At 64.7% G+C, this 26,969-nt stretch carries 26 protein-coding genes and 3 tRNA genes; 17 read left to right on the top strand and 12 right to left on the bottom strand.

Going from position 1 to position 26,969, the window contains the following annotated elements; genetic code table 11:
* Window positions 1–10 precede the first annotated feature (10 nt).
* The 8 genes from recF (at window position 11) to ASE64_RS16250 (ending at window position 7,874) form a co-directional block, all read left to right on the top strand.
* A complete protein-coding gene (gene recF, locus ASE64_RS16215; RefSeq protein ID WP_055782923.1) occupies window positions 11–1,264 on the top strand; it encodes a DNA replication/repair protein RecF in 1,254 nt (417 codons plus the stop codon).
* Window positions 1,261–1,797, top strand: a complete 537-nt coding sequence (locus ASE64_RS16220; protein WP_082466441.1) for a DUF721 domain-containing protein — start codon at window positions 1,261–1,263, stop codon at window positions 1,795–1,797. Before recF ends, ASE64_RS16220 begins: the two co-directional genes overlap by 4 nt.
* 136 nt (window positions 1,798–1,933) lie before the next feature.
* On the top strand, window positions 1,934–3,907 hold the full coding sequence (gene gyrB / locus ASE64_RS16225; RefSeq protein ID WP_055782926.1) for a DNA topoisomerase (ATP-hydrolyzing) subunit B: 1,974 nt from the start codon (window positions 1,934–1,936) through the stop codon (window positions 3,905–3,907).
* Window positions 3,908–3,946: 39 nt separating this feature from the next.
* A complete protein-coding gene (gene gyrA, locus ASE64_RS16230; RefSeq protein WP_055782929.1) occupies window positions 3,947–6,535 on the top strand; it encodes a DNA gyrase subunit A in 2,589 nt (862 codons plus the stop codon).
* Window positions 6,528–6,935 (top strand): DUF3566 domain-containing protein, encoded by a 408-nt coding sequence (locus ASE64_RS16235; RefSeq protein WP_055782932.1) that lies wholly within the window; start codon window positions 6,528–6,530, stop codon window positions 6,933–6,935. The genes gyrA and ASE64_RS16235 overlap by 8 nt, the downstream gene beginning before the upstream one ends.
* A gap of 76 nt (window positions 6,936–7,011) precedes the next feature.
* Window positions 7,012–7,085, top strand: a tRNA-Ile gene (locus ASE64_RS16240).
* 30 nt (window positions 7,086–7,115) lie between these two features.
* A tRNA-Ala gene (locus ASE64_RS16245) sits at window positions 7,116–7,188 on the top strand.
* A gap of 227 nt (window positions 7,189–7,415) precedes the next feature.
* Window positions 7,416–7,874 carry a hypothetical protein gene (locus tag ASE64_RS16250; protein WP_146077703.1) on the top strand — a complete coding sequence of 153 codons (459 nt, stop codon included), beginning with the start codon at window positions 7,416–7,418 and terminating at the stop codon, window positions 7,872–7,874.
* A 104-nt stretch (window positions 7,875–7,978) separates the two neighbouring features.
* On the opposite strand, the gene ASE64_RS16255 is transcribed toward ASE64_RS16250, so the two are convergent.
* On the bottom strand, window positions 7,979–8,488 hold the full coding sequence (locus tag ASE64_RS16255; RefSeq protein ID WP_055782939.1) for a hypothetical protein: 510 nt from the start codon (window positions 8,486–8,488) through the stop codon (window positions 7,979–7,981).
* Window positions 8,489–8,632: 144 nt separating this feature from the next.
* Between ASE64_RS16255 and ASE64_RS16260 the strand changes: the two genes are divergently transcribed.
* The gene (locus ASE64_RS16260) at window positions 8,633–9,172 is read left to right on the top strand and encodes a peptidylprolyl isomerase (RefSeq protein ID WP_055782942.1); all 540 of its coding nucleotides are present in this window, start codon (window positions 8,633–8,635) and stop codon (window positions 9,170–9,172) included.
* 150 nt (window positions 9,173–9,322) lie between these two features.
* Window positions 9,323–10,048 (top strand): rhomboid family intramembrane serine protease, encoded by a 726-nt coding sequence (locus ASE64_RS16265; RefSeq protein ID WP_326940098.1) that lies wholly within the window; start codon window positions 9,323–9,325, stop codon window positions 10,046–10,048.
* 111 nt (window positions 10,049–10,159) lie between these two features.
* Here the strand turns inward: ASE64_RS16265 and ASE64_RS16270 are convergent, their stop codons facing one another.
* Window positions 10,160–10,417 (bottom strand): cell division protein CrgA, encoded by a 258-nt coding sequence (locus ASE64_RS16270; protein ID WP_044440925.1) that lies wholly within the window; start codon window positions 10,415–10,417, stop codon window positions 10,160–10,162.
* Between the two features lie 81 nt (window positions 10,418–10,498).
* Between ASE64_RS16270 and ASE64_RS16275 the strand changes: the two genes are divergently transcribed.
* The 3 genes from ASE64_RS16275 to ASE64_RS16280 are packed head-to-tail and all read left to right on the top strand — an operon-like array spanning window position 10,499 to window position 12,343.
* Window positions 10,499–11,545, top strand: coding sequence for a class E sortase (locus tag ASE64_RS16275; RefSeq protein WP_082466442.1), 1,047 nt, complete (start codon window positions 10,499–10,501; stop codon window positions 11,543–11,545).
* 1 nt (window position 11,546) lies between these two features.
* Entirely contained in the window at window positions 11,547–11,708 is a 162-nt protein-coding gene (locus ASE64_RS17710; protein ID WP_181035804.1) for a hypothetical protein, read from the top strand.
* Complete coding sequence (locus ASE64_RS16280; RefSeq protein ID WP_055782948.1) at window positions 11,705–12,343, top strand: anthranilate synthase component II; 639 nt, start codon at window positions 11,705–11,707, stop codon at window positions 12,341–12,343. The genes ASE64_RS17710 and ASE64_RS16280 overlap by 4 nt, the downstream gene beginning before the upstream one ends.
* A 32-nt stretch (window positions 12,344–12,375) precedes the next feature.
* Here the strand turns inward: ASE64_RS16280 and pknB are convergent, their stop codons facing one another.
* The 7 genes from pknB to ASE64_RS16315 all read right to left on the bottom strand — a co-directional run bounded on the left by pknB (window position 12,376) and on the right by ASE64_RS16315 (window position 21,494).
* Window positions 12,376–14,082 carry a Stk1 family PASTA domain-containing Ser/Thr kinase gene (gene pknB, locus ASE64_RS16285; protein WP_104279457.1) on the bottom strand — a complete coding sequence of 569 codons (1,707 nt, stop codon included), beginning with the start codon at window positions 14,080–14,082 and terminating at the stop codon, window positions 12,376–12,378.
* A gap of 62 nt (window positions 14,083–14,144) precedes the next feature.
* The gene (locus ASE64_RS16290) at window positions 14,145–15,947 is read right to left on the bottom strand and encodes a protein kinase domain-containing protein (RefSeq protein ID WP_082466444.1); all 1,803 of its coding nucleotides are present in this window, start codon (window positions 15,945–15,947) and stop codon (window positions 14,145–14,147) included.
* Window positions 15,944–17,395 carry a peptidoglycan D,D-transpeptidase FtsI family protein gene (locus tag ASE64_RS16295; RefSeq protein WP_055782954.1) on the bottom strand — a complete coding sequence of 484 codons (1,452 nt, stop codon included), beginning with the start codon at window positions 17,393–17,395 and terminating at the stop codon, window positions 15,944–15,946. The genes ASE64_RS16290 and ASE64_RS16295 overlap by 4 nt, the downstream gene beginning before the upstream one ends.
* Before the next feature lie 4 nt (window positions 17,396–17,399).
* On the bottom strand, window positions 17,400–18,776 hold the full coding sequence (locus ASE64_RS16300; RefSeq protein WP_235480676.1) for an FtsW/RodA/SpoVE family cell cycle protein: 1,377 nt from the start codon (window positions 18,774–18,776) through the stop codon (window positions 17,400–17,402).
* Window positions 18,777–18,798: 22 nt separating this feature from the next.
* Window positions 18,799–20,109 (bottom strand): PP2C family protein-serine/threonine phosphatase, encoded by a 1,311-nt coding sequence (locus tag ASE64_RS16305; RefSeq protein ID WP_055782960.1) that lies wholly within the window; start codon window positions 20,107–20,109, stop codon window positions 18,799–18,801.
* 3 nt (window positions 20,110–20,112) lie between these two features.
* Window positions 20,113–20,694, bottom strand: coding sequence for an FHA domain-containing protein FhaB/FipA (locus tag ASE64_RS16310; RefSeq protein ID WP_055782965.1), 582 nt, complete (start codon window positions 20,692–20,694; stop codon window positions 20,113–20,115).
* The gene (locus ASE64_RS16315; protein ID WP_082466446.1) at window positions 20,691–21,494 is read right to left on the bottom strand and encodes an FhaA domain-containing protein; all 804 of its coding nucleotides are present in this window, start codon (window positions 21,492–21,494) and stop codon (window positions 20,691–20,693) included. Before ASE64_RS16315 ends, ASE64_RS16310 begins: the two co-directional genes overlap by 4 nt.
* A gap of 263 nt (window positions 21,495–21,757) precedes the next feature.
* Between ASE64_RS16315 and ASE64_RS16320 the strand changes: the two genes are divergently transcribed.
* The 4 genes from ASE64_RS16320 (at window position 21,758) to ASE64_RS16335 (ending at window position 24,436) form a co-directional block, all read left to right on the top strand.
* A tRNA-Leu gene (locus ASE64_RS16320) sits at window positions 21,758–21,841 on the top strand.
* 108 nt (window positions 21,842–21,949) lie between these two features.
* Window positions 21,950–23,014 carry a hypothetical protein gene (locus ASE64_RS16325; protein WP_055782968.1) on the top strand — a complete coding sequence of 355 codons (1,065 nt, stop codon included), beginning with the start codon at window positions 21,950–21,952 and terminating at the stop codon, window positions 23,012–23,014.
* Complete coding sequence (locus ASE64_RS16330) at window positions 23,011–23,859, top strand: alpha/beta fold hydrolase (protein ID WP_235480665.1); 849 nt, start codon at window positions 23,011–23,013, stop codon at window positions 23,857–23,859. The genes ASE64_RS16325 and ASE64_RS16330 overlap by 4 nt, the downstream gene beginning before the upstream one ends.
* Complete coding sequence (locus ASE64_RS16335) at window positions 23,852–24,436, top strand: uracil-DNA glycosylase family protein (RefSeq protein WP_055782972.1); 585 nt, start codon at window positions 23,852–23,854, stop codon at window positions 24,434–24,436. Before ASE64_RS16330 ends, ASE64_RS16335 begins: the two co-directional genes overlap by 8 nt.
* Before the next feature lie 15 nt (window positions 24,437–24,451).
* On the opposite strand, the gene ASE64_RS16340 is transcribed toward ASE64_RS16335, so the two are convergent.
* Genes ASE64_RS16340 through ASE64_RS17610 form a run of 3 tightly spaced genes read right to left on the bottom strand, consistent with a single transcriptional unit; the run spans window position 24,452 to window position 26,955 of the window.
* Window positions 24,452–25,084: a GrpB family protein gene (locus ASE64_RS16340; RefSeq protein WP_055782975.1), complete on the bottom strand. Its 633-nt coding sequence runs from the start codon at window positions 25,082–25,084 to the stop codon at window positions 24,452–24,454.
* 39 nt (window positions 25,085–25,123) lie between these two features.
* Window positions 25,124–26,467, bottom strand: a complete 1,344-nt coding sequence (locus ASE64_RS16345; RefSeq protein WP_162234581.1) for an outer membrane protein assembly factor BamB family protein — start codon at window positions 26,465–26,467, stop codon at window positions 25,124–25,126.
* 11 nt (window positions 26,468–26,478) lie between these two features.
* Window positions 26,479–26,955, bottom strand: a complete 477-nt coding sequence (locus ASE64_RS17610) for a hypothetical protein (RefSeq protein WP_162234582.1) — start codon at window positions 26,953–26,955, stop codon at window positions 26,479–26,481.
* Between the last annotated feature and the right edge of the window lie 14 nt (window positions 26,956–26,969).

The raw sequence follows: 26,969 nt of genomic DNA on the forward strand, positions 1-26,969 counted from the left end.
GGAGAGAACCGTGCTCGTTCGGCATCTCTCGCTCGTCGACTTTCGTAATTACGCCACAGCAGAAGTCGACCTCGAGCCTGGCCCGAACCTCTTCGTCGGAAGCAACGGGCAGGGCAAAACGAATCTCATCGAGTCCCTCGGCTATCTGAGCAGCTTGGGCTCGCACCGCGTCTCCGTCGATCACGCGATGATCCGTGCGGGCCAGAACGCAGCCATCGTGCGGGCTCGACTCGAACACGAGGCACGCGAGCTGCTGGTCGAGGTTCAGATCAACCGGTCGAGTGCGAACCGCGCCCAGGTCAATCGCTCTGTTATCAAGCCCCGCGAATTGCCGCGGTACTTCTCCTCGGTTCTGTTCGCGCCCGAAGATCTGGCGTTGATCCGCGGCGAGCCGTCGGGTCGGCGCCGATTTCTCGACCAGCTGCTCGTCGCGCGCACTCCTCGTCTCGCCGGCGTGCAGTCCGACTACGAGCGAGTTCTCAAGCAACGCAACACGCTGCTGAAGTCGGCCCGGGCACAGGGACTCCGCGGCGCGAATCTGTCGACGCTCGACATCTGGGACGAGCGACTCGTCGCACTCGGCAGCGAGTTGATCGCCGAGCGCGTAGCCCTCGTCGGCCGTCTGCACCCCCTCGTGGTGGATGCCTACCGCTCGATCGCCGGGGCCGACCATCGCCCGGCGCTCGGCAATAGACTCAGCGTGCTCGCCGCGCATCCGGATGCCGACGACCAGGCTGACGACGGATTCGCCGTACCCGAGGGGACTACGAAGGAGAACCTCACGCGAGAGAGCATCGCCGAGCTCTTCAGGGAGGGCCTCGTTCGTGTTCGCAGGCAGGAGCTCGATCGGGGCCTGACTCTGATCGGCCCCCATCGTGATGATCTGGTCTTCGAGCTCAATGGGCTTCCGGCCAAGGGATACGCCAGCCACGGGGAATCTTGGTCATACGCCTTGTCGCTGAAACTCTCGGCGGCCGCTCTGCTGCGCATCGAGTCGCCCACGGGAGATCCCGTCGTGATCCTCGACGATGTCTTCGCGGAGCTCGATGAGGCCCGGCGCAAACGTCTGGCGATAGCGGTCGCCGACTATGAGCAGGTGCTCATCACGGCGGCTGTCTACGATGATGTGCCCGAGTCATTGACCCCGCACACGGTGCGTATCAGCGCGGGCACGATCGTCGACCCGAGTGTGCCGTTCCCCGAACCCGATGCGTCCCCCGACTCCGACTCCTCTCCTGAGCCTGTCGACGAGGACAGGCCGTGAGCGACGAGGTCTCTTCGGCGAGCACGGTCGACGAAGGCGCCGCACCGGCTACCTCGCTCTCGTCATCTGTATACCTGCGCTTCAAAGAAGTATTCGGTGATGCGACGAGTCGACGCTACGGACCGCGGAAGCGTCGCACACGCGAGCCGGTCGTCGAGAGCGAGGCCTACGGTCGCGGTCGAGATCCGAAGGGCATCGCCGACGTGATGACGGCGATGACCAGCGAGTTGGGATGGGCGACCCCTCTGGCCAAGTCGGATCTGCTTCTGGCGTGGAAGGAGATCGCCGGCGCCGACACCGCCGAGCACAGTTTTCCCCTCGATGTGACAGACGCGGTCCTCACGGTGCAGTGCGACTCCACGGCCTGGGCCACGCAGCTGCGACACATGCGCACGATGATCATGACCCGCATCGCACAGTCCTACCCAGACGCGGGCATCGAGAGTGTGCGCTTTCAGGCACCCCACGCACCGTCATGGAAAAAGGGCTCCAGATCAATTCCAGGGCGTGGTCCTCGCGATACCTACGGTTGACGTGGCAAATACGGTCACCCCACCAAAATAAACCGCTCAGATCGCCATGTAGCCGTTTAACACACGCGGTCTTTGCTAGAATTAAGGGTCGCCTTCATGACTCACATAGAGGCGGCACTGAGGAGCCCATTTCTATATGTCTGAGTCAGACAAAGTGAACCCCGACAGCGAGTACGGCGCCGACCAGATTCAGGTTCTCGAAGGCCTTGAAGCGGTGCGCAAGCGTCCGGGTATGTACATCGGATCGACCGGACCCCGCGGACTGCACCACCTGGTCTACGAGATCGTCGACAACTCGGTCGACGAGTCGCTGGCAGGTTACGCCGACACGATCGCGGTCGTCATGCGGCGCGACGGCGGCATCCAGGTCACCGACAACGGTCGCGGCATCCCCGTCGACATGCACCCCGTCGAGAAGAAATCCACCGTCGAGGTCGTACTCACGATCCTGCACGCCGGTGGAAAGTTCGGCGGCGGCGGCTACGCGGTCTCCGGCGGTCTCCACGGCGTCGGCAGCTCGGTGGTCAACGCCCTCTCCAGCGAACTCGATGTCGAGGTGCGCCGACAGGGCAACGTCTATCGCCAGAGCTACCGCAATGGTGTGCCCGAGGCACCTCTGTCGAAAGACGAGACCACCACCGAGACCGGAACGCGCATCACGTTCTGGCCGAGCGCCGAGACGTTCGAGTCGATCGAGTTCGACTACGAGACTCTGCGCGCCCGCTTCCAGCAGATGGCCTTCCTCAACAAGGGCCTCAGCATCAGCCTCACCGACGAGCGGGCGACCGCGGGCGACGACGGCGAGCCGGTAGCGGTGACCTATCTCTACGAGAAGGGTCTCCAAGATTACGTGGAGTACCTGAACCGGGCGAAGAAGAACGACCTCGTGAACGAGGAGATCATCTCGTTCGAGCAGGAGGACACCGTGCGCAAGATCGCGCTCGAGGTCGCCATGCAGTGGACCACGGGCTACACCGAGAGTGTTCACACCTACGCCAACACCATCAACACGCATGAGGGTGGCACGCACGAAGAGGGTTTTAGAGCCGCCCTCACCACGCTCGTCAACAAGTACGCCCGTGAGAAGGGCATCATCAAAGAGAAAGATGACAACCTCTCCGGCGACGACGTGCGCGAGGGTCTGACGGCCGTCATCTCGATCAAGCTCGCCGAACCGCAGTTCGAGGGCCAGACCAAGACCAAGCTGGGCAACACCGAGGCCAAGGCCTTCGTCCAGCGCGTCGTCGGCGTCGAGCTCACCGACTGGTTCGATCGCAACCCCGCGCAGGCCCGCGACATCATCCGCAAGGCGATCCAGGCATCCCAGGCTCGTCTCGCGGCACGCAAGGCGCGAGAGCAGACCCGACGCAAGGGCCTGCTCGAGGGCGGCGGCATGCCTGGAAAGCTGAAGGACTGCTCGAGTCGCGACCCTGAGAAGAGCGAGATCTTCATCGTCGAGGGAGACTCCGCCGGTGGCTCCGCCATTCAGGGCCGTAACCCCGAGACTCAGGCCATCCTGCCCCTGCGCGGAAAGATCCTGAACGTCGAGAAGGCACGGCTCGACCGAGCGCTCGGCAACAACGAGGTGCAGGCCATGATCACCGCATTCGGCGCGGGAATCGGCGAGGACTTCAACCCCGACAAGGCCAGGTATCACAAGATCGTTCTGATGGCCGACGCCGACGTCGACGGCCAGCACATCACCACCCTGCTGCTCACCCTCGTGTTCCGGTACATGCGTCCGCTCATCGAACTCGGATACGTCTACCTCGCCATGCCGCCGCTCTACCGCCTCAAATGGACGAACTCGGCACACGAGTACGTCTACTCCGACGCGGAGCGCGACGCGCTGCTGGTCAATGGCCAGGCCGCTGGAAAGCGCATCCCGAAAGAGAACGGCATCCAGCGCTACAAGGGTCTGGGCGAGATGGACTACCGCGAGCTGTGGGACACCACCATGGACCCGGACACCCGCACCTTGCGCCAGATCACGCTCGACGACGCTGCTGCTGCCGACGAGATCTTCTCGACCCTGATGGGTGAAGACGTCGAATCCCGACGCAACTTCATCCAGAAGAACGCCAAAGACGTTCGCTTCCTCGATATTTGATGCGCTCTGCTCGGCGACGGGCTCTACCGCTAGGACACCATGACTGACGACACCACGGGCGACATCCCCCAGGCCCCCGATTCCTCGGGCGCCATGACCGACCGCATCGAGCAGGTCGACCTGCAGCTCGAGATGCAGCGCTCCTACCTCGACTACGCGATGAGCGTGATCGTGGGTCGAGCGCTTCCCGACGTGCGCGACGGACTCAAGCCCGTGCACCGACGCGTCATCTACGCGATGTACGACGGCGGCTACCGCCCCGACCGAGCCTTCTCCAAGTCGGCCCGCGTCGTCGGCGAGGTGATGGGGCAGTTCCACCCTCACGGTGACACCTCGATCTACGACGCCCTGGTGCGCCTCATCCAGCCGTGGAGCCTGCGCTACCCACTGGCGCTCGGTCAGGGTAACTTCGGTTCCGCCGGAAACGACGGCGCCGCGGCCCCTCGATACACCGAGACCAAGATGGCTCCGCTCGCGCTCGAGATGGTGCGCGACATCCACGAGGAGACCGTCGACTTCCAGGACAACTACGACGGGCGCACGCTCGAGCCGGTCGTCCTTCCTTCGCGATTCCCCAACCTGCTGGTCAACGGGTCGGTGGGTATCGCGGTCGGAATGGCCACCAACATCCCGCCGCACAACCTGCGCGAGGTCGCAGCGGGTGCCGTCTGGGCCCTCGAGAACCCGGATGCGACGCGCGAAGAACTGCAGGATGCGCTGATCGAGCGCATCAAGGGTCCGGATTTCCCCACGGGAGCGCAGATCCTGGGAACGAAGGGCATCCAGGATGCCTATCGCACGGGACGCGGATCGATCACGATGCGCGCCGTCGTCAACGTCGAGGAGCTGCAGGGTCGAACCTGCCTCGTCGTCACCGAGCTGCCCTACCAGGTCAACCCCGACAACCTCGCGATCAAGATCGCCGACCTCGTGAAAGACGGCAAGGTCGGCGGCATCGCCGACATCCGCGACGAGACGTCGGGCCGCACCGGTCAGCGCCTCGTCATCGTGCTCAAGCGTGATGCTGTTGCGAAGGTCGTTCTCAACAACCTCTACAAGCACACGTCGCTGCAAGAGAACTTCGGCGCGAACATGCTCGCGATCGTCGACGGCATTCCGCGCACGCTCTCGATCGACGGATTCATCAGCGAGTGGGTCACGCACCAGGTCGACGTCATCGTGCGACGCACGATGTTCCGACTGCGCGAGGCGCAGGAGCGCATGCACATCCTGCAGGGTTATCTCAAGGCGCTCGACGCGCTCGACGAGGTCATCGCGCTGATCCGCCGTTCCAACACGGTCGAGGATGCCCGTGATGGTCTGATGCAGCTCCTCGACATCGATGAGCTGCAGTCGCGCGCCATCCTCGAGATGCAGCTGCGCAGACTGGCCGCCCTCGAGCGCCAGAAGATCATGGATGAGGCCGACGCTCTTCAGCTGAAGATCGACGAATACAACTTCATCCTGTCGTCGCAGGCACGTCAGCGCGAGATCGTCGTCGAAGAGCTCAGCGAGATCGTCGACAAGTACGGAGACGACCGCCGCACGGAGATCGTGTTCGGGTTCGACGGCGACATGAACATGGAAGACCTCATCCCCGAAGAGGAGATGGTGGTGACGGTCACGCGCGGCGGCTACATCAAGCGCACGCGCAGCGACAACTACCGCAGCCAGCACCGCGGAGGCAAGGGAGTCAAGGGCGCGCAGCTGCGCGCAGACGACGTGGTGGAGCACTTCTTCGTCACGACCACCCACCACTGGCTGCTCTTCTTCACCAACCGGGGTCGGGTCTACCGCGCCAAGGCATACGAGCTGCAGGAGGCCGGCCGCGACGCGAAGGGTCAGCACGTCGCCAACCTGCTCGCCATGGCACCGGACGAGCAGATCGCACAGGTCCTCGACATCCGCGATTACGAGGCTGCCAAGTACCTCGTGCTCGCGACGCGAGGCGGTCTTCTCAAGAAGACGGCACTCGACGAGTACGACACCAACCGCTCGGGCGGAATCATCGCGATCAACCTGCGCGAGGGCGACGAGCTCGTCTCGGCTCTACTCGTCGAAGAAGATTCCGATGTGCTGCTCGTGTCGAAGAAGGGCATGTCGATCCGCTTCACCGCGTCGAACGACTCCCTTCGCCCGATGGGACGCAGCACCGCGGGTGTCATCGGCATGAAGTTCCGGAGCGACGATTATCTGCTCGCCGCGTCGGTGGTCTCTGAAGAGGGCTACGTCTTCGTGGTGACCGAGGGCGGGTTCGCCAAGCGCACCCACGTGGAGCAGTATCGCGTCCAGGGTCGCGGAGGTCTCGGCATCAAGGTGGCGAAACTCCAAGAAGCTCGGGGCGATCTGGCGGGTTCGCTGATCGTCGAAGAGGACGACGAGGTGCTTGTGGTTCTTGCCAGTGGCAAGGTGGTACGCTCTGCCGTGGCCGAAGTACCCGCCAAGGGTCGTGACACCATGGGTGTCGTGTTCGCCCGTTTCGCAGACGAAGACAGAATCATCGCTCTCGCAAAAAACACTGAACGAAACCTCGACGCCGAAGCGGCGTCGGATAGTGTGCCAGAGAGCGCCGCCGCCGCACAGGGCGAATCAGAGCCCGACGGAAAGGAAGAATCGACGAATGAGTAATGTCGCCGAGAAACTCGCGAAGAAGTCGTCGCGCCCCGCAGCCACCAAGCAGGTGCGGCTCAAGCTGGTCTACGTCGACTTCTGGTCGATCCTCAAGCTGTCGTTCCTCTTCGCGGTGATTCTCGGAATCATCACGATCGTCGTGTCCTTCCTGGTGTGGTCGCTGCTCAACCAGACCGGCGTCTTCGACCAGATCAACGGCCTCCTCAAAGACATCGCGGGTCAAGACAACTTCGATCTCTTCGACTTCGCTTCGCTGTCGCAGGTCATGGGCTTCGCTGTCATCGTGGCGATCCTGAACGTGATCGTCGTCACGGCTCTCGGCGCGATCAGTGCGGTTCTGTATAACCTCGCAACGAAGATCACGGGCGGAATTCTGCTCGGTTTCACCAACAAGTAAGACGGATTCTCCCCATCCGGGTTCGCTCGGTTTGGGGAAACGGGTGCAGGTGGGATAACCTACTATCTGCCCATCCGGGGGTATAGCTCAGGCGGTTAGAGCGCTTCGCTGATAACGAAGAGGTCCGTGGTTCAAGTCCACGTACCCCCACGAGATGCTTCGAAAGAAGCCTTCTCAACCGGGGCCTTAGCTCAATTGGCAGAGCACCTGCTTTGCAAGCAGGGGGTTAGGAGTTCGATTCTCCTAGGCTCCACCGCAGTGAAGATCTAAGTGACTTTCACTCGCAGTGAACAAAACAGCAGTCCATAAAACTGGTGGATCGAAATGGCCTTGAGGCGAAAGTCCGATCGGAAGCGAAAGCGCCCGTCGGCTTCGTCCGAGGCCATTTCCGTTTCAGAAGAGGCCGTTCAACGGGCCGTCGATGAAGGTCTCCTCATCGCCCGCTTCGCCGTCGTCATGGATGTGAAGAATCACATCATCGTGAGTGCACTCCGCCACGACGAGCCCTTCGATGCCGACGCCACCGCGCGCGAGGTGAAGCAGTCGCTGGTGCGTCTCGCGGCCGAGCAGTCCGACTATGCGGACCGCGTCACCGACGTGCTGCGAGAGCGCGCCGCACGGGCGCGAGGCAGCGTGCGGCACGAGCACGACTACCATCCCGAAGACCTGGGTAGCCTCGACCTGCGTCACGCCGTGTACTCGCGCGTAGCGGCCCGGCTGAGAGTTCTGGCAGACGAGGCCGACTACGTCGCAGAGATCGTCGAGACGGCCAGACAGGCCGCCTGGGGTGACCTGGGCGGGGCCGTCGAGATGCGCCTCGACACGCTTCCGACGTCGCCGGTCAAGGACGCCGACTACACGCGCAACCGAGCCCGTCGCATCCGCACGCTGATCGACGTCGATTTCGCGGCTCTCAAGAAGCAGATGGACGACATCTAGGCGACGACCGGTTTCGGCGATCGACTCGATCGATATCAGCACGAACGACAAGAGCGGCACCCCGCGTGGGGATGCCGCTCTTGTCGTTCGTGCTGGTGTACTTGCTAGCCGGCGGGCGTCTCGGAGACGGCCTCGTCGTCAGCGATCCAGAGCTCGTCGTCTGCACGGAGCGTCTGCCACAGTGCGTATCCGACGCCAGCCGCGGCGACCACGCCGAAGACGATCGCGACAATGCCGCCGACCGGAGCCTTCTTGGGCTGGGTCTTGGCGATCGCTCGCTTGACGGTCGGGTTGTTGGCCACGTGAAGCACCGTGGCTGCCGATCCGAGTGCTGTTCCGACCGAGGGCAGGACATCGTGAGCGAAACGGCTGCGCACTTCCTGAGCCGCGAGCTTCGCGCCCGCGACATTGCGGCCGATGACCGGTCCGATCGAGTCGACCGCTCCGCGGACGCGGGGTACGACTTCTTCTCGGGTCAGATCGGACGCGTGACCGGCGGCGACGCGGGCGATCTGGTTTGCGCGATCAAGGATCTCTTGCTGGTCGAGCCAAAGCTCTTCAGCACTGCCCTTCAACTTCTTGAGCGCCTTGCGACGCTTGCGAGTAAGACTCATTGAAAACCTCCATCAGCGGAACGAGCGCGGTTCCCCCCAATCTTGCCACGCACATCGCTCGCCGCGCACGGCTTGCCCTGGCGATCACCCGCACATACCCTGTGCCTCGTCTGGATGTCTGAGGGTGTATGGGAGAATCAATTCATGCCTGCACACACCCACGTAGCTACGTTCACCACCAACCACGGCGCAATCAAGGTCAATCTCTTCGGCAACCACGCGCCCAAGACCGTCGCCAACTTCGTCGGCCTCGCCACGGGCGAAATCGAGTGGACCCATCCCCAGACCGGCAAGGTCTCCAAAGACAAGCTCTACGACGGCACCATCTTCCACCGCATCATCCCCGGATTCATGATCCAGGGCGGCGACCCCATCGGACAGGGCACCGGCGGCCCGGGCTACGCGTTCGACGATGAGATCAGCCCCGAGCTCAACTTCACGCAGCCGTACGTTCTGGCCATGGCCAACGCCGGTCAGCGCGGGGGCCACGGCACCAACGGCTCGCAGTTCTTCATCACCACGGGTCCGACCACCTGGCTGCAGGCCAAGCACTCGATCTTCGGCGAGGTCGCCGACGACGAGTCGAAGCGCATCGTCGAGAAGATCGGCGCAGTCGCCACCGACGCCGGCGACCGCCCCCTCGACAGCGTCGTCGTCGAGAGCGTCACCGTAGAAGCCGTCTGAGCTTCTTTCACGAGATAGAGGCGAACGCGGGTGTCACAGGCTCCGGTGGATGCCGATAACTTCTGTTATCGGCATCCCGGCCGACAGAGTTTCATTCTCTGTCAGCGATGCGGCAAGACCGTGTGCCCTGAATGCCAGGTTCAGGCGGCAGTGGGGGTGCACTGCGTCGACTGTGCGCGGCAGAATCGGCCCGCCCGCCCGAAGCCCCGTTTCGTCACGGCTTTCCGCAGCACGTCGACGCAGCCTGTCGTCACCTACTCGCTGATCGGCGTCACCGCGTTCTTCTTCATTCTGCAGAGCGTTCCGGGCATCGGTCAGTCCGTCACACAGGCTCTGCAGTACGCGGGTGCCTACACGCAGCCGGCTCTGGGCGCTCCGCTCGAGCCCTGGCGCATGATCACCTCGATCTTCATGCACGGCGGTGTCCTTCATCTGCTCTTCAACATGTACGCGTTGTTCATCTTCGGGCAGATGCTCGAGCACACCCTGGGTCGCGCGCGTTACCTCACGCTCTATCTTCTGGCCGGTCTGGGTGGCTCGGTCGCCGTCGACCTGATCGCCTCACCGTTCCAGGGCGTCGTCGGCGCGTCAGGCGCGATCTTCGGACTGATGGGCGCGTTCTTCGTCATCCAGCGCCACTTCGGCGGCAACAACGTTCAGCTGCTCGTGCTGGTCGGAATCAACCTGGTGATCGGCTTCATTCCCGGCTTCGGCATCGCCTGGCAGGCGCACCTCGGCGGCCTTGCAGCGGGTGCGCTGGTGGGATTGATCTTCACGAAGACCCGAAACGTGCGTCAGAAGAACACGCAGATGCTTCTGCTGGTCGCGACCGGCGTGGGGCTCGTCGCCCTCACCGTCGCGAAGGCTTTGGTCTAACCGACTCTCCACAGAAGTGCAGAGTAGTTATTAACAGGGTTATCCACAGCTGGGGATAATTACACGGGTGTAATTCCTAGTTATCCACAGGTTGTGTGGCGTAATAGGTGGTCAGCGCCACCGTGTCGTCATCAGGAAGCCGATGAAGGCGATCCCGAATCCGATGAGGATGTTGCCGCCGCCGAGATCGGCGATCGGGAACTTGGCCTGGCTCACGTAGAACGTGATGATCCAGGCGAGACCGACGAGCATGAAGCCGAACATGACCGGCTTGAACCATACGGGGTTCGGCTTCGTCGACTCATCACCGCTTCGGGTAGCAGTCTTTGCGACTTCGGAACGGGGTGAACGGGTCTTCTCGCGGGCCATAGGCACGATTCTAGCCCGGAATGCTTGGGAACGGCTTGGCTCTCAGGGCAAAGGGCCGCATCGACGGCTTACAATGCAACAATGACCGAATACCAGCCGGGGGATATTCAGCCAGGTTCTGATGCCACGCCGTTGTCACGTCGTGAGGCGCGCAAGGCCGAGGCAGAAGCACTGAAGAGCTCGACGTCGTCGATAGAGCAGCCCGACACGACGCCGCAGCCCGACACGGCTGCCGCTCGTTCAGATCTGGATGCCCTCTCGGTGTCCGAGCCGCCTGTGGGAGGCGACGAGCCCGTCGTCGCTGCCGGCGAAGCCGCATCCGCTCGGCCGACGAAGCCGCGAACGTCGAAGAAGACCCCGCGACCGCCGGTGAAGCGCAGTCTTGCCACGAAGGTCGTGGGAGTGTTCGGCGAGCTGCTGATCACAGCGGGGGTCTTCGTGCTCCTGTTCCTCGGATGGCAGCTGTGGTGGAACAGCATCGTGCTCACCAACGAGCAGGCATCAGACGCGACATCTCTGGCCGACGACTGGAAGCTCCCCGTCGTGACCGGAACGACTCCGACGCCGACTCCGACCTCGACCGGGGCCGCTGCAGCACCGGTGAACTACGGAGAACCCGCCGTGATGGGTGCGCCCTCGGCCGGCAGCGACTTCGCGATCCTCTACGTGCCCCGCTTCGGCGCCGACTTCAAGCGCACGATCGCAGAGGGCGTCGATCCGCACACGGTGCTGAACAAGGGGGGCGCTGGTCACTACGACGACACGCAGATGCCGGGCGAGGTCGGCAACTTCGCCGTGGCTGCTCACCGCGACGGCTGGGGCAGCGCGTTCATCAAGATCAACGAGCTGCAGATCGGCGACCCCATCTACGTCGAGACGCAAGACGGCTGGTACACCTACCGCTACCGCGACACGGAGTACGTGACCCCGTACGGAATCGGCGTCATCGATCCCGTTCCGCAGGTCGAGGGAGCCACCCCCGTCGATCGTCTCATCACCCTCACGAGCTGCAACCCGCTGTATATCGCGTCGGAGCGCATCATCGCTTACGGGGCGTTCGAGTCGTGGCAGCCGCGATCGGCCGGACCACCGGCCGAGATCGCATCCGTCGTCGGATCGGGGAACTGATATGTACGCCGCTCTCTGGAGAGTTCTGCCCGGCCCGATCTGGCTGCGCATCCTTCTCGTTCTGATTCTCGCCGCTGCGGTGGTCTATGCCCTCGCCGCCTGGGTCTTCCCCTGGATCGACGTGATGATCACCCCGACACAGGAAGTCACTGTCGACCAATGACGCGCGTTCTCGTGATCGACAACTACGACAGCTTCGTCTACACCCTGAACGGCTATCTCCTGCAGTTGGGGGCCGAGACCGACGTCGTGCGCAACGACGACTTCGCGGCCGTAGACGCCTCGGCACGGATCGCGGACTACGACGCGGTGCTCGTGTCGCCCGGGCCGGGTACTCCGCACGACGCGGGCGTGTCGATCCCCGTGGTGCACGCTGCCCTTGCCTCGAGCACACCTCTCCTTGGGGTGTGTCTCGGCCATCAGGCCATCGGCGAAGCCCTCGGCGCCACGGTGACCTACGCCGACGAGTTGATGCACGGAAAGACGAGCCTCATCGAGCACGATGGCAGCGCCTTCTATGCGGGAGTGCCCGATCCGTTCACGGCCACGCGATACCACTCGCTGGCTGTCGTCGACGGCACGGTTCCCGATGAGCTTCTCGTGACCAGCCGCACCAAGGGCGGCGTCATCATGGGACTCCGCCACAAGGAGGCGCCGGTGTTCGGCGTGCAGTTCCACCCGGAATCGGTTCTTACCGAGGGCGGTTACCGCATGCTCGGTAACTGGCTCGGTGCGGCAGGTCTCGAGAGCGCGCCTTTTGCGGCTCAGAGCCTCAGTCCGCTCATGCGCACGAACTAGAGGCTCATCGGTTAGACCCGAGAATGCCGGGCCTAAGCGCCGGTGCAGTACCGGATGGCGATGGTCGACTTCTGGGCGGCGTCTCCGGCCGCGATCGACTGACTCGACACGGGATTGCCGGGAACCGTCTTGCAGCCCGGGTCACCGTCGACGGTGACCTGGAGCGCCAGACCCTGAAGAGTAGAACTCGCTACCTCGAGCGCCTGTCCGGTGACGTCGGGGACACTGACGAGACCGGACGAGATCACCAGATTGACCGAGTCCCCGACGAAACTGGCCGTACCGGCTGCGGGAGTAGTGCGGATGACCGCGTCGGTGGGAGCCGTGGCGTGGTTTTCTTTCGTCGTCGTGCCGACGGTGAGTCCCAGAGCAGTGAGGGCCTGAGTCGCCTCCGCGTCGGGCTTACCCGAGACATCCGGAATGGATACCGTCTGCTTGCCCAGAGACACATACACGTCGATCACCAGATCGGAGCTCTCGTTCAGCACCGTGCCCGGCTCGGGATCGGTGCGGATGACGCGCCCCTCAGGAATCTCCGCATCGAAGATGTCTTGTCGTGCTGTTACCAGGCCCATCTGCTGCAACGTGCTGTCGGCAGCGTCGTAGGTCTGGCCGGCGACATTCGGAACCGTGATCGAGTTGTCGGGAACGATCGTGGTGGGCTGGAGCGTGAAGATCCAGAAGACGATCGCGATGATGATGACCGCGACGCTGGCGATGCCCGCCCAGATCCAGACGACCGGGGGCCGTGACTGCGTGCGGACGGCGTAGTCGTCGTCTCCGGCCAGTTGCGTCAGAGCCGAGTCCGAGGTGGCGGTGAGGCTGGGGGGTGCGCCGAAGAGCGACGACTGGAAGTCCTCTACGGGAGGACGCTTCGACGGGATCTTGCCGGCGCCGGCGACCTGGAGGTCGGTGCGGAACTCGGCGGACGACTGGAACCGCGAGAAGCGGTCTTTGGTGAGCGCGTGGAGCACGACCCGATCGATGGCGGGCGAGATGTTGGGGTTGATCGAAGACGGTACCGGAGGCGTCTCGCTGACGTGCTGGTACGCGACGGCGACGGGAGTGTCGCCGCGGAAGGGCGCCTGGCCCGTGAGCAGCTCGAACAGAACGACGCCGGTGGAGTACAGATCTGTTCGTGCATCGACGGACTCGCCGCGTGCCTGCTCGGGCGAGAAGTACTGGGCGGTGCCCAGGATCGCGGTCGTCTGCGCGACGGTGGCCGAGGAGTCGGAGATCGCGCGGGCGATTCCGAAGTCCATGACCTTCACCTGCCCCGAGGTGGTGAGCATGATGTTGCCGGGCTTTATGTCGCGGTGAACGACACCTGCGCGGTGGGAGTACTCGAGGGCTGTGAGGATCCCCTCGGTGATCCGGATCGCCTCGGCCGGCGCGACCGGTCCCTCTTTGATGATGTCTTTGAGGAGACGGCCTTCGACGTACTCCATGACGATGAAGGGAACGACCCCTTCGAACCCGCCCGGTTCGCGCACCTTCTCTTCGCCCGCGTCGAACACGCGCACGATGGTGGGGTGCGCCATACGGGAGGCGGCCTGCGCCTCCTGCTTGAACCGAGTGCGAAAGACGGGATCGCTCGCCAGCGACGAACGCAGGAGCTTGATCGCTACCTGTCGCCCGAGGCGCTCGTCTCGTCCCGAGTAGACATTGGCCATACCCCCACGGCCGATGACTTCTCCGATTCGATACCGCCCGGCAAGCAGGCGATGTTCATCGGTCACAGTGATACTCCATGGTTGGTGGGGCGGGGGTTCTCAGTCTAGGTGTACGGGCTGGTCGTTAGTCAGTTGCCCGTTCCTGCGCTATTCCCGTTGCCGGTCGGCGCCGTCGTCGAGGGCGACTGCGCGGTGAGACTGAGCGCCGGAGAAGCAGGCGACACGATTCCCGAGCAGGTGACGGTGTAGGCGACCGTGACAGGACCGGCGGCCGTGGCCTGAAGCGTGGCCTGCGTGCCGATGCCCGGCTCGGTGAGAACGGTGGCGTTGGTGGCCACGATCGAGTAGGCGTCGAGACTCGTTCCCGAGGGGCAGCTGTAGGCACTCCACGAGACGGTGAACGACCCGGTTCCCGCGGGAACCTGGTTGGCCGGGAGCGGCGCCGGTGCGTCGACGCTGCCGAGCTTCGGCGCCGTGGTGGGCGCGTTCACCGTGGGCAGCGGGCCGTAGACCGTGAGTTCGATCTTGGTGCCACGCTGAACGTTGCCGACAGGGTTCACCTTGTAGACCGTGCCCACCTGCTCCGCCGAGGTCGCCGCGTTGCCTGTGACGCTCGACGCGCTCAGCTCGAAGTTGAGTGCATTGAGCACGGCCGCCGCCTCGTCGAACGACTTGCCGACGAGCTCACTCTCGGGAATAGCGACCGTGGTGGCGGTCGGTGTCGGAGTGGGCGTGCTGGGTTTCGGCGTCGGGGTGTCTTTTGTGGGAGGAGCTGACGAGCTCGTCGTCACCGGGACATCGTTCGAGCCGTTCTGGCCGATGACCAGCGCGGTGACGATTCCGCCGAGAACGAGAACGAGGATGGCGATGAGAACGATGAGCGGCCACGTCCAGGGGCTGCGCTTCTTCTTGTTCTTGTCGTCGCCGTCGCCTGTGCCCTCCGCATCGATGGGGGGCAGACCGTCACCGGCACCGGCCGCGCCGATGACGGTGGTGGCCTGGGTCGCTCCGTAAGCGACCGTGTTGGCCGTCGGCATCAGGCTGGTGGCCTGAGTCTGAGGAGCGGGGCGACCGCCGAGAACAGCAGGAACGGCAGCAGCAGCAGCCGCAATATCGCCCCGGCGCAGCGCCGTCGCAGCGCGCGCGAGGTTGGCCGTCGATGACGGGCGGTCGTCAGGCTTTTTGGCGATGCACGAGAGCACCAGGTTGCGTACCGGCTCTGCAACGGTGATCGGCAGATCGGGCGGCGTCTCGTTGATCTGCGCCATGGCGATGGCGACCTGCGATTCGCCCGTGAACGGGCGCTTGCCGGCGAGGCATTCGTAGGCCACGATGCCGAGCGAGTAGACGTCGGTGGTCGGCGATGCCGACTGACCCGAGGCCTGCTCGGGCGACAGGTACTGCACGGTTCCCATGACCTGGCCGGTCGCGGTGAGGGGAACCTGGTCGGCGATGCGCGCGATACCGAAGTCGGTGATCTTGACGCGACCATCGGGCGTGATGAGCAGGTTGCCCGGCTTGATGTCGCGGTGAACGAGGCCCGCGGCGTGCGCGGCCTGCAGTGCAGAGGCGGTCTGCGCGACGATGTCGAGCACTCGGTCTGTCGAGAGAACGTGTTCGCGCTCGAGCACGGTGGAGAGCGCTTCGCCCGGAACGAGTTCCATGACGAGGTAGGCGCTGCCCTCCTCTTCTCCGTAGTCGAAGACGTTGGCGATGCCCTCGTGGTTCACCAGAGCGGCGTGGCGCGCCTCGGCGCGGAACCGCTCGAGGAAGCCGGGATCTCCGAGGTATTCGTCCTTGAGGATCTTGATCGCGACGGTCCGACCGATGACCAGGTCGGTGGCCTGCCAGACCTCGCCCATGCCCCCGATCGCAATGCGACTGGAGAGTTCGTAGCGCCCCCCGAAGGTGAGCCCTGTTGTGGGTCTCATTTACTCAGCACCGCCTCAAGTACTTGTTTTGCTATCGGCGCGGCGATGGAATTCCCCGAGCCGGATTGGTTCTCGCCTCCGCCGTCTTCCACCACTACCGCGATGGCTACCCGAGGGTTGTCTGCGGGGGCGAAACCGGTGAACCAGAGAGTGTACGGATCGTCTTCGCCGTTCTCTGCCGTGCCTGTCTTACCGGCCACGCTGACCCCATCTATTCTTGCATTAGTCGCCGCGCCATTCTGGACTGCAGAGACCATGAACTGCGAAAGTGTCGAAGATGTTGTAGAGGTGATCGGGTCGGCGAAGACCTTCGGTTCGAACTGCTGCAACACCGTCAGATCGGGCGCGGTGATGGAGTCGACCAGGTTCGGTTTCATGATGGTTCCTTTGTTGGCGACTGCCGCCGAGAACATGGCGACCTGAAGCGGCGTGACCCGGTCTTCGTCTTGGCCGAAAGACGCCAGAGCGAGCTTGTCGTCGGCCAACGGTGAACGGATCGTGCTGGGCTGCACGGCCATGGGGATGTCGAGATCTTTGGTGAAACCGAAGGCCTTCGCCATGTCGATCAGAGTGGAGTCGCCCATCTGCACGCCGAACTCGGCCATGGGGATGTTGCACGAGAGCACGAAGGCGGTCTCGAGCGAAACGGAATCGCCGCCCCCACAGGTTCCGCCGCCGGCGTTCGACACGGTGTTGTTCGAGCCGGGCAGGGGGAAGCGTGCGAGGTTCGGCTGCGTGTCGGTCGCGGAGATTCCGCTCTGCAGTGCTGCCGACGAGGTCACGATCTTGAACGTCGATCCCGGCGGGTACAGGTTGCCGTCGATCGAGCGGTTGATGAGGGGATCTCCGGACTCGTTGAGCAGCGAGTCGTAGGTATCGATCACGTTCTGGCTGTCGTGCACCGCGAGGGAGTTCGGGTCGAACGTGGGCTTCGAGACCATGGCGAGGATGCGCCCGGTCGAGGGCTCGATGGCGACCACCGATCCTCTGAGGTCGCCCAGCGCATCCCACGCCGCCTGCTGCACGACGGGATCGATCGTGAGTTCGACCGAGGCACCCTTGGGCTTCTGCCCCGTAATGATGCTGTTGATGCGCGCGAGGAACTGCGAATCGGCCGTGCCCGACAGGAAGTCGCCCAGCGAGTTCTCGATGCCCGTGGAACCCTGACCCAGCGTGTAGTAGCCCGTCACCTGGCTGTAGAGCGGGCCGTTCGGATACGTGCGCTGGAATTTGTAGTCGTCATCCGACGGAACCGACATGGCGATCGGCTGGCCGTCGACCAGGATCGGGCCGCGCTCGGCGTCGTAGCTCGCATACAAGGCGCGCGTGTTGCGACTGTCGGCGGCGAGGGTGTCGGTCTGAAAGAACTGGATGCTCGTGGTCGCCACGAACAGGGCGCCGAACATCAGGAGAACGACGATCGCGACACGTTTGAGTTCTTTGCTCATCGGACTAGATCACCAGCCTTGGCTGGTTGCGAACTGTGTCCGACAGGCGCAGAAGGAGCGCGACGATGATCCAGTTGGCCATCAGCGACGAGCCACCGGAGGCGAGGAACGGCGTTGTGAGGCCGGTGAGGGGGATGACACGGGTGACGCCGCCGATCACGACGAAGCACTGCAGGGCGATGACGAAAGACAGCCCGACGCCGAGTAGACGACCGAAGTCGTCGTGGCCCGCGAAGCTGATGCGCAGGCCGCGCGCGATGAGCAGCAGGTAGAGGCAGAGGATGGCGAACAGGCCGGCGAGACCGAGTTCTTCGCCGATCGCCGAGATGATGAAGTCGCTCTGCGAGAGGGGGGTGATGTCGGGTCGACCCCTGCCGAGGCCTGTGCCGATGAGTCCGCCGTTGGCCAGGCCGAAGATGCCCTGCACGAGTTGAAAACTGCCGCCCTGGTCGTCGTAGTTCTTCTGGCTGAAGGGATCGAGCCAGGCGCTGAAGCGGTCGTTGACATAAGTGAGGGTCTGGCTCGCCACGACGGCGCCGGCGAGGAAGAGGCCACCACCCAGGAGAATCCAGCTCGTGCGCCCGGTCGCGACGTAGAGCATGACCACGAAGAGGCCGAAGTAGAGCAGCGCGGTTCCGAGGTCGCGCTGGAAGACGATGACCGACATCGAGAGCGCCCAGATGACGATGATCGGACCGAGATCGCGTGCGCGGGGAAAACGCACGCCGAGCACCTTGCGGCCCACGAGCGACAGGGTGTCGCGGCGTTGCACGAGGAAGCCGGCGAAAAAGATGGCCAGCAGGATCTTGGCGATCTCACCCGGCTGGAACGAGAACGGACCGATGTGGATCCACACCCGGGCCCCGAAGATCTCCTGCCCGATGCCCGGCAGCATCGGTAGGAGCAGCAGCACGAATGCCGCGAACATGAAGACGTAGGTATAGCGCTGCAGCACGCGATGGTTTCGGATGATGACGACCACGGCGATAGCGCAGATCAGCGCGATGGCACTCCACACGACCTGGCGGATGGCGGTCGAATCCCAGCCTGTATCGCCGTTGATCAGATCGACGTGATAGATCACGGCGATGCCGATGCCGTTGAGGATCGCGGCGACGGGCAGGATGAACGGGTCGGCGTTCGGAGCGACGTAGCGCAGCGCAATGTGCATGCCGAGAACGAGAACCGACAGGCTCGCGCCGAGCGTGATGACCGTCGAATCGACGGTTCCGATCGCGCCGAGCTGCACGAGCGCGACGGCGAAGGCGTTGATTCCGCACGCGACGACCAGCAGGAACAACTCGAGGTTGCGGAGTTTTTGGGGCACGCGGATGCGACGGATGCCGCGCCCGGCATCCGGAACGCGCGGCGAGGCCTCGATCACGGGAGACGACCCTTTGACGTCAGCCAACGGGGGCCGCCGGGGCTTCGGGTGCTGGCGTGACCGACGGAGTGGGCGTGGGTGTCGGCGTGGGCTCCGGTTCGACCGCGGCGCCGAGGCGCTTGACGATCTCGAGCGCGGCCTTCACCGAGTCGGCACTGATCGTGTCTCGCACCTGCTCCTGCGTGTAGAAGGGAAGGTCGTCGAGCTGGATGTCGGTGGTCTGGTAGACCTCGGACAGTGCGATCGGCCCGATGCTCTGCTGCACGCCGTGGAAGATCGCGACCTGCCCGTCGACATCGCCGACGTAATAGCGGGTCTGGGTCCACTTGTAGCCGGCGAAGGCTCCGGCCGCGATGGCGAGGATGATGACGAGGGCGCCGGCCAGCCAGGCTGTCTTTCGTCGCCTCGAGCGGCGCCGGTTCTCTTCGATGAGCTCGTCGAGGTAGTCCTCGGATTCGGGCTCGAAGTGGCTGGGATCAGCGGGACCGCGAGGGTGCAGGCGCAGGCCCGGCAGACGGGAGACGCGACGACCGAGCGTTCCCTCGAACGCCACCGGTTTGGATGCGGAGCCGACCGTCACCGGTTCGACGCCGTGCTCGTCGAACGACGAGCTGATGTCGACGACCACGATGGTGACGTTGTCGGGGGCGCCACCGTCGAGGGCCTGCTTGACGAGTTCGGAGACGACCTCGGCCGGCGTCATCTCGCTGGCCAGGGCTTCGGAGATGTGGTCGTTGTCGACGACACCCGTAAGGCCGTCGGAGCAGATCAGCCATCGGTCGCCGGGACGGGTGTCCATGACCTGCAGGTCGACATCCGGTGTCGAATCGACGTCGCCGAGCACCCGCATCAGAACAGAGCGGCGGGGGTGGGTCTTGGCCTCTTCGGCCGTGATGCGACCCGAGTCGACGAGGCGCTGCACGAAGGTGTGGTCGGCGGTGATCTGAGTCAGCGTGCCGTCGCGAAAGCGGTAGACGCGGGAGTCTCCGATGTGGGCGAGGGCCACGCTCTGGCCCACGCGCACGAGAGCCGAGAGGGTCGTGCCCATTCCGGTGAGTTCCGGATGCTCGAAGACGGTCTCGGCGAGGATCGCGTTGGCCGCGACGATGGCCTCCTGCAGGGCGAACTCGGCGTCGACGGCCGAGCCGTACTCGCCGTCGATCTCACGCAGCCGTGTGATGGCCAGAGCGGATGCGACATCGCCGCCCGCGTGACCGCCCATGCCGTCGGCAACCGCGAACAGAGACTGCCCGGCGAACCCGGAGTCCTGGTTGTTCGAGCGGATCTTGCCGACATGGGAGATGGCGGCGCTCGATGTGACGAGTGCCATGTGTTAGCGCCGCAACTCGAAGCTGGTCGCGCCGATCTTGATGGGCGTATTGAGGGGGACGTTCACCGGGGAGGTGACGCGCTTGCCGTCGAGGAAGGTTCCGTTCGTGGAGTCGAGATCCTGCAGCATCCACTCCTCGTTCCACACCATGAGCCTGGCGTGGTGAGTGGAGGTGTAGTCGTCGCGGATGACGACGCTCGAGTCGGTCGAGCGACCGATGGTGAGGGGCATGGTTCCGAGAGGAATCTCGGTGCCGCTCTTCGTGCCGGCGGTGATCACCAGGCGAGACGCGTTGCCGGTCGTGGCGCGGGGGTGAGTTCCGGCAGACGAGCCCTCGAGGGGGGTGAAGGTGGGGACCTTCGACTGGGGTACGGGCGCCTGCTGACGGGGCGGGGTGTTGGTGCTCACGGCGGCGGCCGGGGCCGCAGTCGGGAAGCCGGCCGCGCCCGCGGCCTGCGCATCCGGGAGCTTCTTGACCCGGCGACCGAAGAGGTCGCTGCGCATGGCGTAGACCACGACGAAGACGAAGATCCAGAGAAGGGCGAGGAACGCGAACTGCAGGATCAGGAGGGTGAGTTCACTCAACTGTTGTCCCTCCAGAAGCCGCCCGGATCGGGGCGCGGCCGGTCGGGGCGCGGCGGCAGCGGGCGCTGCTCGCGGAACGGCTCGGGAGCGCGGCTCTGGCGCTGCGTGCGCAGATCGGAGTACTGATCGACGCTGGCCGACTGCGCGAGAACGCGGAACACGATGCGTGTGCGGCCGATCTGGATGACCGACTCCGGCTCGAGCGGGGCCTTCGAGACGGCGACCCCGTTGAGCTGCGATCCGTTCGTGGAGCCGAGGTCTTTCACCTGGGCGCGCTTGCCGTCCCACAGGATCTCGACGTGTTTGCGCGAGGTGCCGGGGTCGTCGATGGTGATGTCGGCATCCGACCCACGACCGATGACGGTGCGCGACGAGGTGATGGGGTAGCGCTTGCCGGCGACGTCGAGCACGGGGGTCCAGGTGACCTCGCCGGCCGCGTTGGCCGACTCGATCTGCACAAGACCATCGGTGAGGCGTGCGTTCTGCACGAGCTCCATCGAGATGCCGCCGGCGAACTGGTAGCCCTGCTGCTTGGCGTGGGTCTGGATGAACTGGATGAGGTCGTCGTTGAGCGTGGGGCCGAGGGCCATCATGCGCTGGTAGTCGTTCGGGCCCACGATGACGCGGAACGAGTTGGGCACGAGGATGCGGTCGCGCGAGATGACGGCGGCCTTGGTGTCGAGCTCGCGGCGCAGGGCAGAGGTGATCTCGACCGGTGCCAGCCCCGAGCGGAAGGTCTTGGCGAATGCGCCGTTGACGGCACGCTCGAGACCTTTCTCGAAGTTGTCCAGCAGTCCCACGTGTCTCCCATTTCTTGCGCGCACGCCATAAGACGGGCGGCGACGCTCAGGTAGATGTTACTTGTGTTGCGTGCAAATCCACCTAGTACGCGTTCCGTGCCGGTATTCCGATGAATTTCGTACCTCTTAAAAGCAGCGCGCCGATGGAGTGGGCGATCCGCGTCAAACGGGTGGCGCTCGCGAGTGCCCAGCAGCGCGTATCGAGGCTCCTTTCGCCCTCGAATTCCCCCGCACTGCCCCTTCGTGCTAATCTCTCTAAGTTCGCGCGAGTGGCGGAATTGGCAGACGCGCTGGCTTCAGGTGCCAGTGCTCGAAAGGGCGTGGGGGTTCAAGTCCCCCCTCGCGCACGCGAACGCAACAGAGAGCCGGTCAGCGAGAAATCGCTGGCCGGCTCTTTTCGTCGTGTCTCGTCGAAGATCGACCTGCGCCCTGAGGGCTGCAACTAATCTGAGCGGGTGACTCTGGATACCAGCCCGCTGACCGACAGGATCGACCACCGGGCTCTGCGCGCGTTCCGTCGCACCCTTCCCTCCGCGGTGCGGCCGAAGCTGGCGAGCGTGGTGCTGCCGTTCGTCTTTCTCGCCTTTCCTGTCGTGTTCCTGGCCATGGTGCTGAAGGGTGTGGGGTTCGATCGAGTCATCGGCGACTTCAGTTCGTCGAGCGTGATGTTCCTCGTGCCGGTCATCGCCATGCCGATCATTGCCATTGCCCTTCTTGTGCGCGCCCTCAGATCGCGCAACGGTGTCCGGCAGTTCCGCATCGACGGCTTCGCTCGGGCGAACTCGTTCAGCTACGTTCCGTGGTCGAAAGGACCTCAGCTTCCCGGCATGATCTTCAGCCGTCAGGGGCAGTCGTCTGCCTACTCGACCGACGTCGTCAGCCGTGAGGGCGAGCCACCCGTGACGATCGCGAACCACACCTTGGTCGTGGGGTCGGGTAAGAACCGAACCGTGCACCGGTGGGGCTACGTGGCGATTCGTCTGACCTCGCCATTGCCCAACATCGTTCTCGACGCCCAGAAGAACAACGAGTGGGGCAGGCCCGCTCTGCCGGTCGCGCTCTCCGCGGGGCAGAGGTTGTCTCTCGAGGGAGACTTCGACCGGCACTTCGCCCTGTATTGCCCTTCAGGGTACGAAGCGGACGCGCTGTATCTCTTCACCCCCGACGTCATGGCGAAGTTCATCGACAATGCCGCCGCCTTCGATATCGAGATCGTCGACGATTATCTGTTCCTCTACGCCCAGAGAGAGTTGTCGACCCTCGATCCCGACCTGTGGAAACAGCTCCTCTCTGTGGTCGAGATCCTCTCGCAGAGGGTCCGGCAGTGGGAACGGTGGCGTGACGAGCGTCTGGATGCCGAAGTCGCAGGATGGACGGGCGGCGTCGTTCCGAACTCCGCCCGACGAGAGGGCGTTGCGCCCCAGGGGCGAAGACTCGACCGTCGGGCCGAGTGGTGGTGGGTCATCGGCGGAATTCTGGCCGTGATCGGTTTCTACAACCTCTTCAAAGACATCCTGTGACCCCGCTCGTTCGCATGGATGATCTCGACCTGCCCTTCGCGGTCTCCTGCCTGGGCGACGCCTCCGGTCCGGCCGTGATCGTCTTGCCGGGCGGCCCGTGTCGTGGCCCCGAGTACCTCGGAGACCTCGCCGGCCTGGCCGGCGATCATGCCCTGGTGGTGCTGCATCCCCGGGGTGCTCCTCACAGCGGAGGACTCTCGCGAGGGTGGTGGTCGGATGCCGATGACGTCGTCGCTCTCGTCGATGCGCTCGGCCTGGCGGATGTCGACATCGTGGCGCACTCCGCCGGAACCCGGTTGGCCCTCGCGACCGCGGCGCGCTTTCCCGAGCGGGTCCGATCTCTCGCACTCGTCACGCCTCCGGCTGCCTGGCTCACCGGTGCATCGTCAGACGTCGCATCGATCGCCGTGAATCGCGCGGAGCCCGAGGTCACCGAAGCCCTTGCTGCGCTGGAGCACGGCGATGCGAGCACTGAGACGGAGTATCGCGCGTTGTTCCTGAGGCAGGCCCCGGCCGGCTATGCGCGATGGACAGACAGAGAACGTGTCCACGCGCAGCTCGGAGCGGTGAGCCTGGCGGCGGCGACCGCCTGGTTCCGCGACATTCCGAGCGACGCGCCCGAGCGCATCCGGGCCATGCACTTGCCACCGCCGACGCTCGTCGTCGGAGGAGATCAGGATCTGCTGACCGGGGTTCAGCCCGTTCGCGACTATGCGGCGGCACTCGACGCCCGGGTGGCGTTCATCGCGGAGTGCGGTCACTATCCGTGGATCGAACAGCCCGCTGCCTTCCGGGAGCTGCTCGACACCTGGTTGGCAGAGCGGAGCCGAGCCGCTCGTGGATGAACTCGACGTCATTCGACAGGAGATCATCGACCACCCGTCGAACGCGTGGGCGTCGGAACAGGGGTGGGCGCCCCTGTTCACCGGATCCGCGCGCGCTCGCGTGCTGGTCATCGGGCAGGCGCCGGGCCGAGTCGCGCAGGAGACGGGCCTGGCCTGGAGCGATGTGAGCGGGCGGCTGCTGCGATCGTGGCTCGGCGTGACGGATGCCACGTTCTACGACCCCGAGCAGTTCGCGCTTCTGCCCATGGACTTCTACTTTCCGGGCAAGGGGCCGAGCGGTGATCTGCCGCCGCGGCCCGAGGTCGCGCCGCTGTGGCATCCGCGCATCATCGGCGCGCTCAGCGACGTGCGTCTGACCGTGCTGGTGGGCGCGTATTCGCAGCGGTACTACCTGCACGGGCAGAAGCGCCAGTCCGTGACCGAGACCGTCCGGGCGGCCGAGACGTTCCTGCCGTTTTTTCCGTTGGTTCATCCGTCGCCTCTGGCCCGCGGCTGGCGTTCCCGCAACCCGTGGTTCGAGGAGACGACGGTTCCGCTGCTCGCACAGGAGGTGCGGCAAGCGCTCGACGCCGGCTGAGGCGGCGCGCGGGCGTCAGCTCAGAAAACCCGAGGCGCGGAACGCGCGTTCATAGATGTCGAGGATCACTGTCTGTTTTCTGGCGTTGTAGTCCATGACGGCGTCGTCGTCGCGCTGGGCGGCGGCGGCGGCGCGTTTCGTATCGGCGTACAGCTTTCGGTCGCTCGCGCTGGAGCGCAACCAGTTGCGGAAGACGAGATGCTTGATCGGCTCCGGGCTGTCGGGCCCGAAGACATGGATGTTCGTGGCCGGGCCGCCGTCGGTCGGTGCGACGCGATCGTCGGAGCGTCGGCCGCCGCGGAACAAACGGTGCTCATGCCACCAGGGCTCGCGCACGGTGAGAACGAATCCCGCCTCCTGCAGTCTGCTCACGTATCCCGCCTCGTCTGCCGGGTCGGCGACCGTGACGTCGATGTCGATGACCGGCTTGGCGGGCAGGCCCTCGACGGCGGTCGATCCGACGTGATCGATGCGGATGGCCCGCAGGCCGAGCAGCTCGCTGAGTCGGTCGCCGATCTGTCGGGCTTGCGTCGGCCACACCGGGTCGTACTCGACAAGCTCGATGGTTGCGGGCATGGGCTCGACGACCCAGGGGTTGCCGGCGGCCGGTTCATCGGAGAACTCTGTGATCTGACGCGTAGAAGGCATCGGGACAAGCTATCAGGGCGACGCGGCCGAGACGGTCGGTTATTTCAGGGGATAGACCGCGTGACCGGCGTCCATGATTCCCTCGTCGACGTAGCATCCGGGCCCCGGAGCCGGGCCGAAGAGCTCTCCGTCTGGCGAGAGGGCCCAGCAGAGGCGGGTCACGTCGCCTGTGAAATCGCGAGTCCGGCCGCTCAGGGCGATCCACCCCGAGTACGCGTCCACGCTGTAGTCGTCGATGGACTCGGCGTCGGGGATGGTGACGAAGGCGTCGGAGCTCGGGTTCCACATCGCCGCCCCGGCGTCGAGGTCGACGACCACCCAGACGTCGGTCGTGCGGTAGCGCTCGGTGCTCGAGAGGTATCTGACCGTGCCTGCCGGAGGTTCCACGGTGTGTGCTCGGCCGGTCGCGACGTCGATGGCCGTGAGTTCGGCGGAGTCTCCGAGGGCCTCGCTGGTTGTGAAGACCTCTGCTCCGTTCCCTTCGACGACCCAGGATTCGTCGATGGGCGTCGACCAGAGCCGTGCGCCGTCGACGGGCGATCTGCCCAGCAGGGAGTTGTCGTTCGTCTCGAGCAGAACGTCGCCGACCATGCGTGCGCTGACAGAGCAATCCACGTCTGCGACCGTGGTGCTGCCATCGGCCACCGAGAGAAGCTCGGTCTGGCCGCCATCGTGATCGACCAGAACGTGAGATTGTTCGGGAGCCACAGAGAAGACGTTGATGGGTCCGAGATCGCATTCCATCACCGCGCGGCCGGGGCGCTGCCAGACGACCGCGCCCGTCTTCAGGTCGAGAGCGACCACCTCGGTCTCGGTATCCGAGACGAAATGTGAGACGACGAGGATGTCACCGTCGCTGGCGACTCCTTGCCCGGAGATCGGTGAGCGCCAGAGTTCGTCTCCGGTCGACGTCTCGAGCGCGACGGTCTCGTCGGAGGTGCCCAGAACAACGATGTCGGAGTGGACGAGCATCGGGTCGGCACTCCTGTCGTCGAGACTCCACGCCACGTCTCCGGTCTGCGCGTCGTATGCGATGTTGCCTGAGACGAGGAGGTCGCCCGTGCGTGCAGACAACCCGGATACCCCTTCGAAGACCCGGCGATCCCAGTGCGGCAGGGTGTTCGATGAGATGCCGGTCAGGGCGACCACGCCACCGGTCACGACGAGGGCGCCCACGGCAACGCCGGCGATCACCTTCCACACCACTCGGCGCATCGCCACAGCGATGAGAATCGCGCATCCGATAGCCAGCGCCGCAACGCCCAGCCCGTAGGGGATGTGCCGCCACTGCCAGATGATCGTGGCAGCGATCAGCAATGCACCCAGAAGCGCGACGACGACGCCCAAGGCATAGCCGCGGCGACGCGGTCGTTGTGGCGACACAGCTGGTCCTCTCAGCAGTCGGTGTCGGTTACGGGAACCGACAACTCGATGAGCGTGTACGTCTTGTCGGAGATGTCCAGCGTGGCCCCACTGTCGTCGCGAGATGCAACTCCGGTCCAGCCGCCCTCGAGCTTCTGTTCCGACACGGAATCGAGATCGTGGTTTGTGATCACGGGATCGATCACATCTGCCACCGCGTCCCATCCGCCTGCCGCCTCCCGTAGCGACGGTTCGCCTCGCTGCGTTCCCACCACGAAGGTGCACCGGTCACCATCGGCCACGACGCGGGTCTCGTCGTCGTCGCTCCATGCGACGTCAGGGTATTTCTGCTCGAGTGCCGCCACGACGTCGTCCATCACCGGTTCGTAGCGTTCAGCGGCGGCCTCGGAATCCATACTGGGGGAGGGGTCGGATACCGCGCATCCCGACAGGGCGACCAGGGCGGCGGTCACAACGAGCGCGGCTGTGAGTCGGGGCACGGGAGTCATGCAGCCAGCGTACT

This window comes from Agreia sp. Leaf210 (genome assembly GCF_001421485.1).
GTDB lineage: Bacteria > Actinomycetota > Actinomycetes > Actinomycetales > Microbacteriaceae > Agreia.

Coding starts and splice junctions, on each gene's coding strand:
- gyrB (WP_055782926.1), top strand. CDS start 1,934: ATGTCTGAGTCAGACAAAGTGAACCCCGACAGCGAGTACGGCGCCGAC.
- gyrA (WP_055782929.1), top strand. CDS start 3,947: ATGACTGACGACACCACGGGCGACATCCCCCAGGCCCCCGATTCCTCG.
- ASE64_RS16235 (WP_055782932.1), top strand. CDS start 6,528: ATGAGTAATGTCGCCGAGAAACTCGCGAAGAAGTCGTCGCGCCCCGCA.
- ASE64_RS16255 (WP_055782939.1), bottom strand. CDS start 8,488: ATGAGTCTTACTCGCAAGCGTCGCAAGGCGCTCAAGAAGTTGAAGGGC.
- ASE64_RS16260 (WP_055782942.1), top strand. CDS start 8,633: ATGCCTGCACACACCCACGTAGCTACGTTCACCACCAACCACGGCGCA.
- ASE64_RS16270 (WP_044440925.1), bottom strand. CDS start 10,417: ATGGCCCGCGAGAAGACCCGTTCACCCCGTTCCGAAGTCGCAAAGACT.
- ASE64_RS16275 (WP_082466442.1), top strand. CDS start 10,499: ATGACCGAATACCAGCCGGGGGATATTCAGCCAGGTTCTGATGCCACG.
- ASE64_RS17710 (WP_181035804.1), top strand. CDS start 11,547: ATGTACGCCGCTCTCTGGAGAGTTCTGCCCGGCCCGATCTGGCTGCGC.
- ASE64_RS16280 (WP_055782948.1), top strand. CDS start 11,705: ATGACGCGCGTTCTCGTGATCGACAACTACGACAGCTTCGTCTACACC.
- ASE64_RS16290 (WP_082466444.1), bottom strand. CDS start 15,947: ATGAGACCCACAACAGGGCTCACCTTCGGGGGGCGCTACGAACTCTCC.
- ASE64_RS16295 (WP_055782954.1), bottom strand. CDS start 17,395: ATGAGCAAAGAACTCAAACGTGTCGCGATCGTCGTTCTCCTGATGTTC.
- ASE64_RS16305 (WP_055782960.1), bottom strand. CDS start 20,109: ATGGCACTCGTCACATCGAGCGCCGCCATCTCCCATGTCGGCAAGATC.
- ASE64_RS16340 (WP_055782975.1), bottom strand. CDS start 25,084: ATGCCTTCTACGCGTCAGATCACAGAGTTCTCCGATGAACCGGCCGCC.
- ASE64_RS17610 (WP_162234582.1), bottom strand. CDS start 26,955: ATGACTCCCGTGCCCCGACTCACAGCCGCGCTCGTTGTGACCGCCGCC.